This is a genomic window from Streptomyces sp. A 4/2, from assembly GCF_940670765.1.
In the GTDB taxonomy this organism is placed as follows: Bacteria; Actinomycetota; Actinomycetes; order Streptomycetales; family Streptomycetaceae; genus Streptomyces.
Genome location: NZ_CALNVW010000019.1, coordinates 236,775 through 252,976, shown reverse-complemented (window position 1 = coordinate 252,976; position 16,202 = coordinate 236,775). Strand labels below are relative to the sequence as shown.

The following is a 16,202-nucleotide window of genomic DNA, read 5'->3' as shown; positions in this document are numbered from 1 at the left end:
CCGGTGGTCGATCTCAACCCGCTCCACTGGATCAGCAAGGCCAACCACGCCTTCGGGAACACCATGGCCAGCGGCCTGGAGTTCCTCGGCATCACCGACCCGGCCGTCGACCCCGACGGAGTCCGGGAGATCGCCAAACACTGGCGGGCCCTCGCCAAAGGCCTCGAAGACGCCGCCCAAGCCGCCGAGACCGCCATGTCCGACGTGACCTGGGAAGGCAAAACCGCCAAAGCCTTCTCCAAACGCGCCCGCACCATGCGCACACACGCCACCGACATGGCCCACTCCCTGCGCGACGGCGCCACCGCCCTGGACAAGTTCGCCGACGAGGCACACGAACTGATCTCACAGATCGGCGTGATGCTCGCCGAGATCGCCGAATTCGAGATCGCCGGCCTCGCCCTGTCCATCCTCACCGCCGGACTGTCCGAGGTCGCCTCCACCCTCGTCGCCGGAGAGCGGGCACTGAAGGTCATCGCACTGGTCGCCCGGATCGAAGAAGAAGGCGGCGCGCTCGGCACAACCGTCCGCACCGTCATGGAAGCCGTCCGCAACGTCGAACGCGCCCTGAAAGCCCTCAAAGACATCAAGACCGTCGCGAAGGTCGGGAAACTCGCCGGCGAGGGCATGAAGTTCACCGCGTTCACCACCGCCCTCGAAGACCCCGGCGCATTCAAGGACCCCGGGAAACTCGCGAAACTCCTCAGCGAAGGCGCCATCGCAGGCGTCGGGCTCGGGTTCCTCGGCAAAGCCCTCGGCAAAGGACTCAAAGCCCTCAAACCCGGTGAGATAGCCGACCTCGCGAAAGCCCTCAAACTCAACGGATCAGGACTCTCCCGCCTGAAACTACGGCCCTCGGAATGGGAGAAACTCCCCGCCTCCATCCGCGGCCTCTTCAAGGAATGCAAACTCGACCCCATCGACGTCGCCACCGGCGACATGCTCCTCCCCCAGACCGACGTCCAACTCCCCGGCACCCTCCCCCTCATCCTGGAACGCACCCACCTCTCCTCCTACCGGTGGGGCGGCTGGTTCGGCTCCTCCTGGGCCTCCACCCTCGACCAACGCCTCCAGATCGACGACGAAGGCATCACCTACACCACCCCCGACGGCGCCCGCCTCACCTACCCCCTGCCACCCACCGGCACCGAGACCAACAACCCCGTCTACCCGGAAACCGGTTCACGCCTCGCACTGACCTGGGACACCGAAACCGACGGCGCCCTGCGCATCACCGACCCCGACACCGGCCTCACCCACGTCTTCCACACCCCCCAGCCCACCGACGACGCCCAAGCCGTCGACCTCCCCCTACAGACCATCACCGACCGCAACAACCAACGCATCACCCTCCACTACAACGACCACGGCGCACCCACCCACATCACCCACACCGGCGGCTACCACATCGCCCTCGACCACCACCCCACCCAACCCCGCATCACCGCCCTACGCCTCATCAACCCCCAACACCCCCACACCCCCGGCACCACACTCCTCACCTACGCCTACAACCAACACGGCCACCTCACCGACGTCACCAACAGCTCCGGCCTCCCCCTCCACTTCACCTACGACACAGAAGGCCGCATCACCTCCTGGACCGACCGCAACAACACCCGGTACGCCTACACCTACGACGAGCGCGGCCGGGTCATCCGCACCGAAGGCAGCGGCGGATACCTCTCCGGCACCCTCACCTACAACGACACCACCCACACCACCACCGTCACCAACTCCCTCGGCCACACCACCACCTACGAACACAACAACGCCTACCGCCTCATCCGCGAAACCAACCCACTCGGCCACACCACCCACCAACAATGGAACAACCACCACCAACTCACCACCATCACCGACCCACTCGGCCACACCACCCAATACGCCTACGATGATGAAGGCCGTACCGTAGCGGTCATCCGTCCGGACGGCCACGAGGCGAGAGCCGAATACAACGCACTCGGATTTCCGACGACGGTGACTGGACCGGATAGCGGTATCTGGTCCCAGGAGTGCGATAAGCGCGGCAATCCCATTGTGGTGACCGACCCGACAGGCGCAGTCACACACTTCTCGTACAACAGGTTGGGACACCTCACGGAGGTAATCGACCCGCTCAGGCGTACAACGCACGTACGATGCGATCCGCGCGGTATACCCGTCGAGATCATCGGCCCGACGGGGGCAGCCACCAACTATGAGCGTGATGGTTTCGGGCGCACCACTGCCATTACCGATGCGCATGGCAATACTACCCGTCTGGAGTGGACGGTCGAGGGCAAGCCGGCCCGTCGTACGGTCTCGGACGGATCCACCGAGTCATGGAAATATGACGGCGAAGGCAATTGCACCAGCCACACAGATGCCATGGGTGCGGTCTCTACCTTTGAGTACACCGACTTCGGCCTGACAGCGGCCCGCAACAGTTCGGACGGCATCCGCTACACATTCACCCACGACACCGAGCTTCGCCTTACACAGGTCACCAACCCCCTCGGATCTCAATGGAATTACGCCTACGATTCAGCCGGGCAGCTGGTTTCCGAAACCGACTTTGACAACCGCACACTCACCTATACACATGACGCAGTCGGACTACTGGCGTCGCAAACGAACAGCCTCGGCGAGACCCTGTCGTTCGAGCGCGATGCACTCGGCCAGACCGTCCGCAAGGACGCCGCCGGAGTCGTTACCACTTTCGCCTATGACCGGAACGGTCATCTCACTCGGGCGACCAATCCCGACTCCACCCTTGTGCTGGAGCGCGGCCGCTTCGGTGAACTTCTGTCGGAGACAGTCGACGGCCGCACCCTCAGCTATACCTACGACGAGGTAGGCCGCCGCACAAGTCGCACTACACACACCGGCGCGACCAGCACCTGGTCGTACGATGCGGCAGGAAACCAAACTCAGCTCAACACTTCTGGCCGCGTGATCGACTTCGAGTTCGACCTGCTCGGACAGGAGGTGACCCGGCACTTCGGTGACTTCGCCACCCTTGCGCATACATTCGACCAAGTGGGCCGCCTCACTACTCAGCTGGTGGCCAATGTTCACGGCCGCTCTGTCCAACGCCGCGCCTACTCATACCGGGCGGATGGCAGTCTCACGCGCATCCAGGATCAAGCCTCCGGCAATCGCCACTTCGAACTCGATGCAGCAGGTCGTGTCACGAAAGTCGACGGCGAGGCGTGGACCGAGAAATACAGCTACGACGAAACCGGAAACCAAGCGACGGCCTCGTGGCCCACGGTCCATGCCGGTCACGAGGCACAAGGTCCCCGCGCCTACACAGGCACGCGCATCACCCGTGCCGGCAACGTTCGCTATGAGCATGACGCCCAAGGGCGCATCACCTTGCGCCAGAAGACCCGACTCTCCCGTAAGGCAGACACCTGGCGTTACAAATGGGATGCCGAAGACCGTCTTACGGCTGTCACCACGCCGGACGGTACGCGCTGGCGCTACCAGTACGATCCTCTGGGCCGCCGCACCGCGAAGCAACGTCTCGCACCCGACGGTACGACGGTTGTCGAGCAGACGGTCTTCTCCTGGGACGGCTCCACCCTCTGCGAGCAGACGGCTACCGGCCCCAGCTTGCCCCACCCCATCACGCTCACTTGGGATTACCGGGGCCTAATCCCCATCGCACAGACGGAACGCATCACTACGGCAGCACCCTCCTCGACGGAGGCATGCCCAGCCGATGCTTCTCAGGAGGAGATCGATAGCCGCTTCTTCGCCATTGTCACTGATCTCGTAGGTGCACCCGCTGAGCTGATCGACGAACGCGGCGAGGTGGCATGGCAATCCCGCAGCACTCTCTGGGGCGTAACTACGTGGCCTGCGAACAGCCCGACCTACACACCGTTGCGCTTCGCAGGCCAGTACTTCGATCCGGAAACGGGCCTTCACTACAACCATCACCGTCACTATGATCCTGAAACAGCCCGCTATTTCTCCCCCGACCCTCTCGGCCTCAACCCGGCACCCAACCCGGTCACCTACGTCGACAATCCACACAGCTGGGCAGACCCTCTGGGTCTCACACCCTGCGAAGACGTGGCGCTCGGATACAGAAATGAAGGAACCGAGGCATTCGCGCGGGTTAAAGGTTTCAAACACTTCCTCGACCTCTCACCCGACGTATGGCGTGGCCCCGTTCTGGATGCCATAAAAGACGGATCGATAAAACTTCATGTGAACATGAAGGGATTCTCCGGCGGATTCGAAGGCATGGCGAAACGAGGTCTCGGTCACGAAAAAGGGGTCGCTCCACATGCAACTGAAGAAGAAATGGGATGGATAGCCAGGTCCGTGGCCCATGGGCGACGGGACTGGGACTCCGTTAAGTTCTACGACAGGGACGGGAAGAGGGTCGATGTTCCCGAACCTGACTGGCCTAATTTTGGAAGAGTTCGCGATTTTATCGATTGAGCCATGGGCCGACACTTCGAAGTTCACTGCTACCATGGATGCAAGCTATTGATATTCACTCGGAAGGACTTCACCTGAGATGGAATTCGAAAATGATGATTCAAATCTGAAATCATCAAGCTTCCTGGATGCTTCTCTCTACCCTGACTTGATTCAGTTGGGTGGCCTCGTCCCAGCCATGGTTCATGTCGCCGAGATGGCCGAGATTGATTTGCCTTCGATCCGCCCGCAATCTCAGTCTGGTCGAGCAAGGTTCAGCACGGCGCGACTAGAATCAACAGACTGCGTAGTTTTGATTCTTCTTGGATTGGACGAGCGTTGGTTTTCCATCAGCATTGAATGTGATGGTCACCCATGGGCGTCGGGCGGCACCGACGATCTCATGACTGCGGTCAGAGTGGCGAATTCGCGTCATGAAGGCGCGAGCTTGAATGAGATAGGCAGGAAATTCCCATTCATGCATCACAGTGAGCTGGCTCAGGCGTACGAAAGTGGCGATCCAGTCAAAACACAGTGGCGCCTACTCCTGTCTGACTCTGATTTCCACTCCAGTCGCCCCCTACTGCAAGAGATCCATTCGAACGATCAATTGCGTGCGCTTTTCCCATTTTTCAGTCATGGCGTGCTGCGTCTCGCCAAGGACCATTCAGATAGGACTGCCGGAGAAATCTGGATCACCCCTTTGCCTGATTCTCGATATCGCATTAAGCTAACAAATTCAGACACGGCGGACAGGGAGGCGAAATCAATACAACAAACGATTGAAATCTTGCTCCATTTCCTGGATCACCTATGATGAGTCCATGAATGGGGGCGAGGATCCACCTAGGCAGATATTCTCTCGGCGACCATGACCACATCGCCCCTCGCACATCATTCGAGCATCCGTGGCTTGGAGGGCTGTTCGCCGCGCCCTGCACCGAGGTTCATCAAGCCGAACACGAAGCCGACGGTGACCTCGACGGCGCTGTCCGGGCATCTCCTGCCGATCGATCCGTCGCCCAACCAATTCATTGTGGCCAGCACCCGAACGAAGACTCTCTGGTGAAGCTGGAGTGGATCGACCGCTACGGGCGAAAGATCGACTTCGTGGACCCTCCCCACCAGGCAAAGGTCCGATTGACCGGAACCTCCGTCCGGTTTCTCCGTCCAGGAAAGGCACTTACCGCCCCGCCGCCCATGGGAAGCGCCGAAGACGAGACCTCAAAGTTCTGATGAGCTTCGGGAAACTGGTTGAACTCCTCTCAGCCGCCCGCTGCTTGCTGTCCAGTGACTTCGAGTTGAGCATGCTGAACGACGTCCCCGAGGGATACGCAGGGCCACTGCCCACGGAAGTGCCCACCAGCTACAAGGACTTCCTGCGGAAGTGCAACGGCGCGGTCTTCGGTCGTTTGGTGCTCTTCGATGCGGAGGTAGTTGCCGGCTCCCAGTTCTACGCCGACCCGCAAGAGGGCACTCCCGTTCAGTTGAACCGGTCGGACTGGTTCTGCTTCGGCAAGGCCGACGAGGATCCGCTGTTCCTGGAGCGCGCGACCGGCGCGGTCCGAGGCTTCCCCGACACCGGGATCGTCTGGTGGCAGAGCGAGAGATTCGAGAAGCTCGGCGACAGTCTGGACAGCTTCCTGCTCGACAGAGCCTTCGGTGCCGGCTACCGGGAGTTCACCGGAGCGGGCACCGAGGACACCTGGGCGACGGTGCTGCAACGCCTGGGCCGCGTCTGACCCCGATGGCCCGTCGGCCGCGCCGCTCGGGAATCCGCACCCCTCCGCGGGCCACCGCCCCGGATGGCCCGCGCATCCTTGATTCGAGCGCACTCCAAGGGGTTGGCTAGGACCTCATGGAGTACACGCAGCTTGGACGCACCGGACTCAAGGTCAGCCGACTGGTCCTCGGGACGATGAACTTCGGCCCGCAGACCACCGAGGCCGACAGTCACACGATCATGGACTCCGCGCTCGCCGCGGGCGTCAACTTCTTCGACACCGCCAATGTCTACGGCTGGGGCGAGAACAAGGGCCGCACCGAGGAGATCATCGGCACCTGGTTCGCGAAGGGCGGTGAACGGCGCGACAAGGTCGTGCTCGCCACCAAGATGTACGGGAACATGGCCGCCGAGGGCGACGCCTGGCCCAACCACGACAAGCTCTCGGCGGTCAACATCCGCCGGTCCGTCGAGGCCTCGCTGAAGCGGCTCCAGACGGACCACATCGACCTGTACCAGTTCCACCACGTCGACCGGAACACCCCGTTCGAGGAGATCTGGCAGGCGATCGACGTCCTGATCCAGCAGGGCAAGATCCTCTACGCGGGCTCGTCGAACTTCGCCGGATACAAGATCGCGCAGGCCAATGAGCTGGCCGCCCGGCGCGGCTCGGTCGGGCTGGTCAGCGAGCAGTGCATCTACAACCTGATGGAGCGCCGCGCCGAGATGGAGGTCATCCCGGCCGCGCAGGAGTACGGCCTCGGGGTCATCCCCTGGTCCCCGCTGCACGGCGGGCTGCTCGGCGGCGCGCTCCGCAAGGAGCGCGAGGGCGGCTCCGCGCGCAGCACGACGGGGCGATCGGCGGAGGCGCTGGCGAACCCGACGGTGCGGGCGCAGATCCAGGCGTACGAGGACCTGCTCGACAAGCACGGCCTTCAGCCGGGCGAGGCCGGGCTGGCGTGGCTGCTGACGCGTCCGGGTGTGACGGGACCGATCGTCGGCCCGCGTACGCAGGAGCAGCTGGAGTCGGCGCTGCGCGCGGTCGAGCTGGAGCTGCCCGAGGCCGTACTGTCCGGGCTCGACGAGATCTTCCCGGGGCCGGGGCCGTCGCCCGAGGCGTTCGCCTGGTAGTTCGCCATGCGGCGGATTCCCATGCGGTGGATTCCCAGGCGCTGGTTTCCCATGCGCCGGCTCGCCACGCGGTGGATCACCACCTGATGGATCCCGTCCGGTGCATCACCGCCCGGCGGTTCCCCGGTGCGGCTGCCGTCACTGACCGACGGCAGCCGCCACGGCGACGACGACGAACAGCAGCACGAGTGCACCGGCCATGATCCGGTTCCTGGTTTTCGGGTCCACGCTGCGAGGTTACTTGCCCGGCCCGAGCGGCCAGGCAGCGACCACCTCGTACCGGGGGCTGCCCCCGCTGCGTACGAGAGCCAGCTCCCGCACGGTCCAGGGGTCGCTCGTGAACCCGTCCAGCGCTTCCGCGTACGGCCGCAGGTCGGTGCGGGCGTCGTTGCGGGCGAGGGTGAGATGCGGCACGTAGGGGTGCGGATCTTCCGTACGGACCCCCGCGTCCCGCGCCGCCCTCTCCGCGGCGGCGGCGAGCCGGGCCATCGCGGCCACCTCCCCGGTGGCCCCCGCCCACAGCGACCGCCGCCCGAAGCACCCGCCACCGGCCAGGCCGAGCCCGAAGGGACGGTGGTCCCGGGCGGCCTGCGCGAGACGGTCCTCGACGGCGGGGACCAGGGCGTCGTCGACCTCCCCCAGGAACGCGAGCGTGAAGTGCCAGCCGGGACGGTCCGTCCAGCGGAGCCCGGCGGCCCCCGGAAGGGCGTGCAACGGCTCTACGACGAGGGCGAGTTGGCTGACGGCCTGCTCCGGCGGCAGCACTGCGGCGAACAGTCTCATCACGCTAGTGTCGTCCGGATGAAGAGCAGCCAGGTGAGAATCAGGGAGGGCGGGGCGGACGACGTCCCCGCGGTGTTCGCGATGCTGGACGGGGCGGTCGCCTGGCTGGTCGCCCACGGCCGCGACGGCCAGTGGGGCACCGGGCCGATATCCGCCCGGCCCAAGGCGGTGCAGCAGGTCCAGGGGTACCTCGACCAGGGCACGCTGTGGATCGCCGACATCGACGGCGCCGTGGCCGGGGCCGTGATCCTCACCTCCGCACCGGGCCCGTCGATCGCGCCGGCCGACGAGCCCGAGGTGTATGTGCACTTCCTGGTCAACGACCGCCGCTTCGCGGGCCGGGGTGTGGGCAGCGCCCTCCTCGAACACGCCGCGGCGGAGACGGTCCAGCAGGGCGTCTCCCTGCTGCGGGTCGACTGCTACGCGGGCAGCGGGGGCGCGCTCGTCGCGTACTACGAGCGCAACGGCTTCACCCGGACCGAAGCCTTCAGCGAGGGCGACTGGCCGGGCCAGATCCTGGCCCGGCGGGTCTGACCTCTGACCCACTGCCGCTACGGCCCGGCGTGACTATGCCTCCGCGCATATCGTTGTACCGCGCGACTGCCCGCAGCCTTGCGGCAGCGGGGAGGAGCGCCACGATGACCGCCGTCGACGACAGGATCGAGATGGCCGGGACGAGCGACGAGCGCACTCTGGACATGATGTTCGAGTGGCTTGAGCCGACCCCCGAGGGAATCAGGGTCGAGATCGTCGAGGGGAACATCTTCACGTCGCCGCAGCCGGACGCACACTGGCAGATCATCCGCAGGATCGTGCGAGCGATGGAGGACGAATTCGGCATGGGCGTCCAGGTGACCTCGGATGTCCGTATCGACTTCCCCGGGCATCTGAATGGGTTCGCTCCGGATGTGGCCAAACTCTGCGACGGCGCCGAGAAGGACGAGAAAGGCCGCTGGCGCTACCAGGACATCGAGTTCGTCGCCGAAGTGGTCTCCAAGAACACCGCGGCCAACGACTACGGCCCGAAGCCGGCGACGTACGCCACCGCCGGTGTCCCCGTGTATCTCATCGCCGACCCCTGCACCGGCAAGTGACACCTGCACACCCTCCCGAAGGACGACGGCTACCACGGCCTGGTGACGTTCGACTTCGGTTATCCCGTCGACCTGACGGCGACCGTCGTCGGTCTCACCCTGGAGACCGACGACTTCCCCCGCGACTGACCGGACGCCTGCGACCGGATCGGACGCCCGGCACCGTACTGACGTCCTACGCCGCCGTGGCCAGCTGCTCGCGCGGTACGAACGCGACGTGGCGGCGTCCGCGCCTGAGGTCCACTTCCAGGCGGAGGTTGGCCGCGCGGGCCAGCATCAGGCCGACGCCCATCGCCGCCAGCGCACAGATCCCACCGCCGAGGGTGAAGCTGATCCGGACCCCGTAGGTATCGGTGAGCCAGCCGAAGAGCGGGCCGCCCAGGGGCGTACCGCCGGTGAAGACCATCATGAAGAGGCTCATCACCCGGCCCCGCATCTCCGGTTCGGTGCCCATCTGGACCGTGGAGTTGGCGGTGACGTTCGTGGTGAGGCCGAGGATGCCGATCACCACGATCAGCGGGGTGAAGATCCAGACGGACGGCATCCACGCGGCCACCACCTGGAGCAGGCCGAAGCCGATCGCGGCGCCGACGAGCACCCGTAGCCGCGACGTTCCGCGCCGGGCCGCGAGCAGGGCGCCGACCAGGGAGCCGACCGCCATCAGGGTGTTGAACAGGCCGTACATGCCGACGCCACCGTGGAAGGTGTCGTTGGCGAAGGCGCTGAGCCAGATCGGGAAGTTGAAGCCGAAGGTGCCGACGAAGCCGACCAGGACGATCGGCCAGATCAGGTCGGGGTGCTTGGAGACGTAGTTCAGGCCGTCGCGCAGCTGCCCCTTGCCCCGGGCCTTGAGTTTGGTGTGGTGCAGCTCGCTCGTGCGCATCAGCATCAGGCCGGTGAGCGGGGCGAGGAACGAGAGGCCGTTGGCGAGGAACGCCCAGCCGGGGCCGACGGCCGCGGTGAGACCACTCGCGACGGCGGGGCCGATGAGGCGGGCGGACTGGAAGTTCGCCGAGTTGAGACTGACGGCGTTACGGACCTGGTCCGGGCCGACCATCTCGGAGACGAAGGACTGACGGGTCGGGTTGTCCACGACCGTGACGAGTCCGGTGAAGAAGGCGGTGACGTAGACGTGCCACACCTCGACGTGACCGGTGAGGGTCAGTACGGCGAGGAAGAGACCACCCAGGCTCATCGCGCCCTGGGTGAAGAAGAGCAGGGTCCGCTTCGGGAAGCGGTCGGCTATGACGCCGCCGTACAGGCCGAACAGCAGCATCGGCAGAAACTGCATGGCCGTGGTGATACCGACGGCTGCGGAGGAACCGGTGATGCTCAGGACCAGCCAGTCCTGGGTGATGCGCGCCATCCAGGTACCGGTGTTGGAGACGACCGCACCGGTGGCGAAGAGCCGGTAGTTACGGATCTTCAGCGAGCTGAACATCGAGGTCCGGGTAGAGGTTTCTTGCGGTGCGGGGGCGGAGTCTGCTCCGGGTCCCGAACTCAACAGTGGTCGCCTCCTGGGCGTAGACAAGATCAACAGGGTCAAAAAGGGCTTACGGGTGGTGCGGTGCTACAGCGAGCGGGTGGTGCGGAGTTGCACGCAGGTGGTGCGGTGTTGCAGCAGGTGGTGCGGAGTTACAGCGGGTGGTGCGGAGTTACAGCTGGTGGTGCGGTGTTGCAGCAGGTGCTGCGGTGTTACAGCTGGGCGAGCTTCTCCAGGACGGGGGCGGCAGCGAGCACCTTCGCCCACTCCTCCTCGTCCAGGCCCTCGGCCAGCTCGGCCAGCCAGACGTTGCGCCTGCGCCTGCTCTCCACGAGCATCGCCTGGGCCTCTTCGGTCTGACTGACCACCTTCTGCCGGCGGTCGTCGGGATGCGGCTCCAGCCTGACCAGCCCCTTGGCCTCCAGGAGCGCCACGATGCGGGTCATGGACGGCGGCTGCACATGCTCCTTGCGGGCCAGCTCCCCCGGGGTGGCGGAGCCGCAGCGTGCGAGGGTCGCGAGCACCGACATCTCGGTGGGGCTCAGTGACTCGTCGACGCGCTGGTGCTTGAGGCGACGGCTCAGGCGCATCACCGTGGAGCGCAGTGAGTCGACGGCCGCAGCCTTGTCGTCGGGCAGAAGGGCAGGCATGTTTGTTAGCGTAACTCATTACCTATGCTAAAGACCAACCGGGTATGCCTCCCGGTGAGCGATGTCACCCATATGAGTGAGACGAGGCAGGAAAGTGACGCGCGGCGCCGCGGTGTGCCGCGACCCTGTTCGGCATGGGATCGACCGTGCTCAGCCTGCGCATAGACGGTGAGCTGCTCGACCGGCTCCGGAATCATGCGGCCAAACGCGGAATGAGCGTCCAGGACTATGTGGTCCGGACGCTCATTCGCGACGACTTCGACGAGCGCTTCCAGGCGGCCGTCGACGAGACAGAGAAGTTCTACGGGCGCACGTGACGGCGACCCGCGGGGTGGAGAGCGGGGCTGTATGAGGCCCCGCTCTCTACGTGAGCCCCAGCGCGGGCATCGCGTAGTAGAAGACGAAGACCGCCGACACGATGTACATCGCGACCGGCACCTCGCGCCAGCGTCCGGCCGCGATCCGCAGCACGGTGAAGGCGATGAAGCCGATGCCGATGCCGTTGGTGATCGAGTAGGTGAACGGCATCATCACCATGGCCAGGAACGCCGGGACGGCGAGCGTGAAGTCCGTCCAGTCGATGTCCCTGATGGAGCCCGCCAGGATCAGGAAGCCGACCGCCAGCAGTGCCGGGGTCGCCGCCTGCGAGGGCACCATGGTCGCCACCGGGGTGAGGAACAGCGCCACCGTGAAGAGCAGCCCGGTGACGATGCTCGCCAGTCCCGTGCGGGCGCCTTCACCGACACCGGCCGTGGACTCCACGAAGCAGGTACCGGCCGAGGCCGAGGTGGCACCGCCCGCCGCGACCGCGACGCCGTCGACGAACAGCACCCTGTTGATACCGGGGAACTTGCCGTCCTTGTCCATCAGCTTCGCCTCGTCGCCGACACCGAGGATGGTGCCCATCGCGTCGAAGAAGCAGGACAGCAGCACGGTGAAGACGAAGAGGATGCCGGTCAGTATCCCGACCTTGTCGAAGCCGCCGAACAGGCTGACCTTGCCGAGCAGCCCGAAGTCCGGGGAGGCGACCGGGTTGCCCGGCCACTTCGGCGTCGTCAGGCCCCAGCTGGGCACCGTGGTGACCGCGTTGACGATCAGCGCCACGATCGTCATGGTGACGATGGAGATCAGGATCGCGCCCGACACCTTGCGGATGATCAGCGCGAGTGTGAGCAGCGCGCCGATCACGAAGATCAGGATCGGCCAGCCGTGGAGATGGCCGTCGGAGCCGAGCTGGAGGGGCACCGTGGTGTTCGCCTTGTCCGGAATGCGGGAGACGAAGCCCGAGTCGACGAGGCCGATCAGCATGATGAAGAAGCCGATGCCGATGGCGATGCCCTTGCGCAGACTGAGCGGAACGGCGTTCATCACGCGCTCCCGCAGCCCGGTGGCGACGAGCAGCATCACGACGATGCCGGCCAGCACGACCAGGCCCATCGCGTCGGGCCAGCTCATCCGGGGCGCGAGCTGGAGCGCGACGACGGTGTTGACACCGAGCCCGGCCGCCAGCGCGATCGGCACATTGCCGATGACACCCATCAGGAGAGTGGAGAAGGCCGCGGTCAGCACGGTGGCGGTGACCAGCTGGCCACTGTCGAGGTGGTGCCCGTACAGGTCCTTCGCGCTGCCCAGGATGATCGGGTTCAGCACGATGATGTAGGCCATCGCGAAGAAGGTGGCGAAACCACCGCGGACCTCACGGGCGACGCTGGAGCCACGCTCGGAGATCTTGAAGAAACGGTCGAAGGCACTCTGCGGCTGACCACCGGGAGGCGGCGGGACGGCGTCGACCGGAGCGGTGGCCGAGGGGGACATGCGCGTGACCTCAGTTGTCATGGGGCGATGAAAAACGGCCAGATTTGGACGTTTGCACGAATGGAACAAGACATTCGAAAGCCGTTTCAGTATGAATACATAAGTCGAAGATCGCTATCTCCGCGCGTAGAGCCTTGGGCCACCTGGCCCGACGGCCTTTATCCGTCCCCCCTCCGCACCCCCGCATAGACTGTCGGCCATGGCGAAGTGGACACCAACACACGAGGCACCCGAGCCCCTTGAGGGGCCCGTCGTCGCCACGATCACCGGCGGCACGATCCTCTGGTTCGTCCTCTTCCTGGTACAGCTCCCCTTCTACGGCTGGTTCGACGACCACGGGCACCTGTGGTGGCTCTGGACCTGCGCGGCCGGGGCCGGTCTCGGGCTGATCGGTATCTGGTACGTACGGGGCCGGGACGCCGCACTCAAGCGGGCCGCGGCCGGTGGCGGCGGTTCCACGGACGGTGGCGGGCCCACGACCGGCAGCGGACCGGCATCCGGCAGTGGTCCGGCGTCCGGCGGCGGATCCACAGCCGCCGGAGGGGCCGCGTCCGCGTAAGGGGCTGGACCCGGCTGCGGGTCTGTACAACGGCAGGACGATCCGTCTCCTCCCGAGGTCTGATCTTCCGTCCGCTCGCCGGGTGAAGGGGCACTTCGGGCCTTAACGTCGGATCCATGACGCATGGGCCGTATATCGACGCAGGGTCCGAACTCGACCCCGTCCACCCCGTCGAGCTGCCGGAGCCCGCCCGCGCCACCGGGCTGACCACCGCCGAAGTGGCCGAACGTGTGGCCCGGGGCGAGGTCAACGACGTACCCGTGCGCTCCAGCCGGTCCACCGCCGAGATCGTCCGGGCGAACGTCTTCACCCGGTTCAACGCGATCATCGGTGTGCTCTGGGTGATCATGATGTTCGTCGCGCCGATCCAGGACAGCCTCTTCGGCTTCGTGATCATCGCCAACACCGGCATCGGCATCTTCCAGGAGTACCGCGCCAAGAAGACCCTGGACGGGCTCGCCGTCATCGGCGAGGCCAAACCGACCGTACGGCGGGACGGGGTGCCCGGCGAGATCTCCACCTCCGAACTCGTCCTCGGCGACCTCATCGAACTGGGTCCGGGCGACAAGGTCGTGGTCGACGGCGAGACCGTCGAGGCCGACGGTCTCGAAATCGACGAGTCGCTGCTCACCGGGGAGGCCGACCCGGTGCACAAGAAGCCGGGCGACCCGATGATGTCCGGCAGCTTCGTGGTCGCGGGCGGCGGGGCGTTCACCGCCACCCGGGTCGGCCGTGAGGCGTACGCGGCGCAGCTCGCCGAGGAGGCGTCCCGCTTCACCCTCGTCCACTCCGAGCTGCGCAGCGGCATCTCCACGATCCTCAAGTACGTGACGTGGATGATGGTCCCGACGGCGGCGGGTCTCGTCGTCAGCGCGCTCGTGCACGAACGGCACGACATCAAGGACTCCATCGCCCGCACCATCGGCGGCATCATCCCGATGATCCCCGAAGGGCTCGTGCTGCTCACCTCGGTCGCCTTCGCGATCGGCGTGATCCGGCTGGCCCGCCAGCAGTGCCTCGTCCAGGAACTCCCCGCGATCGAGGGCCTCGCCCGGGTCGACGTGGTCTGCCTGGACAAGACGGGCACGCTCACCGAGGGCGGGATGAACGTCACCGGGCTGCGGATGCTGGGCGGCGCGGACGAGGCGTACATCGGGCGGGTGCTCGGCGCGCTGGGGGCGTCCGACCCGCGGCCCAACGCCAGTCTCCAGGCGATCATCGACTCCTACCCGGACACCGCCGGCTGGCGCTGCACCCAGGCGCTGCCCTTCTCGTCGGCGCGCAAGTACAGCGGTGCCGCGTTCGGCGAGAGCGACGGGGAGACCTCCACCTGGCTGCTCGGCGCGCCCGATGTGCTGCTGCCCGAGCACGACCCGGCGCTCCAGGAGATCGAGCAGCTCAACCAGGAGGGCCTGCGGGTGCTGTTGCTCGCGCGGGCCGCGGGCGGTCTGGACGACGAAGAGGTGGCCGCGGGCGCCCGTCCGGCGGCGCTGGTGGTGCTGGAGCAGCGGCTGCGGCCCGAAGCCGCTGACACCCTGGCGTACTTCGCGGAGCAGAACGTCGCCGCCAAGGTGATCTCCGGCGACAACGCGGTCTCGGTCGGCGCGGTCGCCGCGAAGCTGGGCATGCCCGGTGCGCAGAACACGATCGATGCCCGCCGCCTGCCCACCGACCAGGAGGCGATGGCGCAGTCGCTGGAGAGCAACTCGGTCTTCGGCCGGGTCACCCCGCAGCAGAAGCGGGACATGGTCGCCGCTCTCCAGTCGCGCGGGCACACGGTGGCGATGACGGGTGACGGCGTCAACGACGTACTGGCCCTGAAGGACGCCGACATCGGCGTGAGCATGGGCTCGGGTTCGGAGGCGACCCGGGCCGTCGCCCAGATCGTGCTGCTCAACAACAGCTTCGCGACGCTGCCCTCGGTGGTCGCGGAGGGCCGACGGGTCATCGGGAACATCACCCGGGTGGCCACGCTCTTCCTGGTGAAGACCGTCTACTCGGTGCTGCTGGCGATCCTGGTGGCCTGCTTCCAGATCGAGTACCCGTTCCTGCCACGGCACTTGACGATGCTGTCGACCCTGACCATCGGCGTCCCGGCCTTCTTCCTGGCCCTGGCCCCCAACAGGGAACGGGCGAAACCGCACTTCGTACGGCGGGTGCTGCGGTACTCGATCCCCTGCGGCATCATCGCGGCCGTCGCCACCTTCGTGGTGTACATGATCGCGCGGAGCTACTACACCGGGGCCGACGCCCTGACCGCGGAGACGAGCGTGGCGACGCTGACGCTCTTCCTGGTCTCGATGTGGGTCCTGGCGATCATCGCCCGCCCCTACACCTGGTGGCGGGTCTGCCTGGTACTGGCCATGGGCGGGGCCTTCGTCCTGGTCCTGGTGGTCCCCGCGCTCCAGCGTTTCTTCGCGCTGAAGCTGGAGGGCACGACCATGCCGTGGACGGCGGTGGGTGTCGCGGCCGTCGCCTCGCTCTGCGTCGAGGTGGCCTGGCGGTGGGTCGACCGGCGGTACCCGGGCTGACACCCGGCAGGGTC

The 16,202-nt window shown here is 66.0% G+C and carries 13 protein-coding genes and 1 pseudogene; 9 read left to right on the top strand and 5 right to left on the bottom strand.

What is annotated here, in order from left to right; translation table 11 throughout:
* Positions 1 to 3: 3 nt before the first annotated feature.
* Positions 4 to 4,440, top strand: coding sequence for a DUF6531 domain-containing protein (locus NBY69_RS13795; protein ID WP_250301125.1), 4,437 nt, complete (start codon positions 4 to 6; stop codon positions 4,438 to 4,440).
* A 79-nt stretch (positions 4,441 to 4,519) separates the two neighbouring features.
* On the top strand, positions 4,520 to 5,236 hold the full coding sequence (locus tag NBY69_RS13790) for a DUF6193 family natural product biosynthesis protein (RefSeq protein ID WP_250301124.1): 717 nt from the start codon (positions 4,520 to 4,522) through the stop codon (positions 5,234 to 5,236).
* A gap of 77 nt (positions 5,237 to 5,313) precedes the next feature.
* Here NBY69_RS13790 and NBY69_RS37335 read toward each other — a convergent pair whose 3' ends face one another.
* On the bottom strand, positions 5,314 to 5,445 hold the full coding sequence (locus tag NBY69_RS37335) for a hypothetical protein (RefSeq protein ID WP_284348039.1): 132 nt from the start codon (positions 5,443 to 5,445) through the stop codon (positions 5,314 to 5,316).
* A 209-nt stretch (positions 5,446 to 5,654) separates the two neighbouring features.
* Between NBY69_RS37335 and NBY69_RS13785 the strand changes: the two genes are divergently transcribed.
* Complete coding sequence (locus NBY69_RS13785; RefSeq protein ID WP_250301123.1) at positions 5,655 to 6,161, top strand: SMI1/KNR4 family protein; 507 nt, start codon at positions 5,655 to 5,657, stop codon at positions 6,159 to 6,161.
* A 116-nt stretch (positions 6,162 to 6,277) separates the two neighbouring features.
* Positions 6,278 to 7,273: an aldo/keto reductase gene (locus NBY69_RS13780; RefSeq protein WP_250301122.1), complete on the top strand. Its 996-nt coding sequence runs from the start codon at positions 6,278 to 6,280 to the stop codon at positions 7,271 to 7,273.
* Positions 7,274 to 7,510: 237 nt separating this feature from the next.
* On the opposite strand, the gene thpR is transcribed toward NBY69_RS13780, so the two are convergent.
* Positions 7,511 to 8,056: an RNA 2',3'-cyclic phosphodiesterase gene (thpR, locus tag NBY69_RS13775; protein ID WP_250301121.1), complete on the bottom strand. Its 546-nt coding sequence runs from the start codon at positions 8,054 to 8,056 to the stop codon at positions 7,511 to 7,513.
* A gap of 18 nt (positions 8,057 to 8,074) precedes the next feature.
* Between thpR and NBY69_RS13770 the strand changes: the two genes are divergently transcribed.
* Positions 8,075 to 8,590: a GNAT family N-acetyltransferase gene (locus tag NBY69_RS13770; protein ID WP_250301120.1), complete on the top strand. Its 516-nt coding sequence runs from the start codon at positions 8,075 to 8,077 to the stop codon at positions 8,588 to 8,590.
* Positions 8,591 to 8,694: 104 nt separating this feature from the next.
* A pseudogene (locus NBY69_RS13765) lies at positions 8,695 to 9,279 on the top strand (Uma2 family endonuclease).
* A 46-nt stretch (positions 9,280 to 9,325) separates the two neighbouring features.
* On the opposite strand, the gene NBY69_RS13760 reads toward NBY69_RS13765, so the two are convergent.
* Together NBY69_RS13760 and NBY69_RS13755 are read right to left on the bottom strand one after the other, a co-directional pair.
* Positions 9,326 to 10,654, bottom strand: coding sequence for an MFS transporter (locus NBY69_RS13760; protein ID WP_250301119.1), 1,329 nt, complete (start codon positions 10,652 to 10,654; stop codon positions 9,326 to 9,328).
* A gap of 191 nt (positions 10,655 to 10,845) precedes the next feature.
* A complete protein-coding gene (locus tag NBY69_RS13755; protein ID WP_250301118.1) occupies positions 10,846 to 11,283 on the bottom strand; it encodes a MarR family winged helix-turn-helix transcriptional regulator in 438 nt (145 codons plus the stop codon).
* A gap of 134 nt (positions 11,284 to 11,417) precedes the next feature.
* Here NBY69_RS13755 and NBY69_RS13750 point away from each other — a divergent pair, with 134 nt between their 5' ends.
* Positions 11,418 to 11,600, top strand: coding sequence for a BrnA antitoxin family protein (locus NBY69_RS13750; RefSeq protein WP_250301117.1), 183 nt, complete (start codon positions 11,418 to 11,420; stop codon positions 11,598 to 11,600).
* 46 nt (positions 11,601 to 11,646) lie between these two features.
* Here NBY69_RS13750 and NBY69_RS13745 read toward each other — a convergent pair whose 3' ends face one another.
* Positions 11,647 to 13,098, bottom strand: coding sequence for an NCS2 family permease (locus tag NBY69_RS13745; RefSeq protein WP_250301354.1), 1,452 nt, complete (start codon positions 13,096 to 13,098; stop codon positions 11,647 to 11,649).
* A gap of 199 nt (positions 13,099 to 13,297) precedes the next feature.
* On the opposite strand from NBY69_RS13745, the gene NBY69_RS13740 reads away from it, so the two are divergent.
* Positions 13,298 to 13,657 (top strand): DUF2530 domain-containing protein, encoded by a 360-nt coding sequence (locus NBY69_RS13740; protein ID WP_250301116.1) that lies wholly within the window; start codon positions 13,298 to 13,300, stop codon positions 13,655 to 13,657.
* Positions 13,658 to 13,773: 116 nt separating this feature from the next.
* The gene (locus tag NBY69_RS13735) at positions 13,774 to 16,188 is read left to right on the top strand and encodes an HAD-IC family P-type ATPase (protein WP_250301115.1); all 2,415 of its coding nucleotides are present in this window, start codon (positions 13,774 to 13,776) and stop codon (positions 16,186 to 16,188) included.
* Positions 16,189 to 16,202 lie beyond the last annotated feature (14 nt).

What these genes read in the sequence shown, in the direction of transcription:
- NBY69_RS13755 (WP_250301118.1), bottom strand. Translation starts at nt 11,283, where the DNA reads ATGCCTGCCCTTCTGCCCGACGACAAGGCTGCGGCCGTCGACTCACTG.
- NBY69_RS13745 (WP_250301354.1), bottom strand. Translation starts at nt 13,098, where the DNA reads ATGTCCCCCTCGGCCACCGCTCCGGTCGACGCCGTCCCGCCGCCTCCC.
- NBY69_RS13780 (WP_250301122.1), top strand. Translation starts at nt 6,278, where the DNA reads ATGGAGTACACGCAGCTTGGACGCACCGGACTCAAGGTCAGCCGACTG.
- NBY69_RS13750 (WP_250301117.1), top strand. Translation starts at nt 11,418, where the DNA reads ATGGGATCGACCGTGCTCAGCCTGCGCATAGACGGTGAGCTGCTCGAC.
- thpR (WP_250301121.1), bottom strand. Translation starts at nt 8,056, where the DNA reads ATGAGACTGTTCGCCGCAGTGCTGCCGCCGGAGCAGGCCGTCAGCCAA.
- NBY69_RS13735 (WP_250301115.1), top strand. Translation starts at nt 13,774, where the DNA reads ATGACGCATGGGCCGTATATCGACGCAGGGTCCGAACTCGACCCCGTC.
- NBY69_RS13740 (WP_250301116.1), top strand. Translation starts at nt 13,298, where the DNA reads ATGGCGAAGTGGACACCAACACACGAGGCACCCGAGCCCCTTGAGGGG.
- NBY69_RS13790 (WP_250301124.1), top strand. Translation starts at nt 4,520, where the DNA reads ATGGAATTCGAAAATGATGATTCAAATCTGAAATCATCAAGCTTCCTG.
- NBY69_RS13785 (WP_250301123.1), top strand. Translation starts at nt 5,655, where the DNA reads ATGAGCTTCGGGAAACTGGTTGAACTCCTCTCAGCCGCCCGCTGCTTG.
- NBY69_RS13770 (WP_250301120.1), top strand. Translation starts at nt 8,075, where the DNA reads ATGAAGAGCAGCCAGGTGAGAATCAGGGAGGGCGGGGCGGACGACGTC.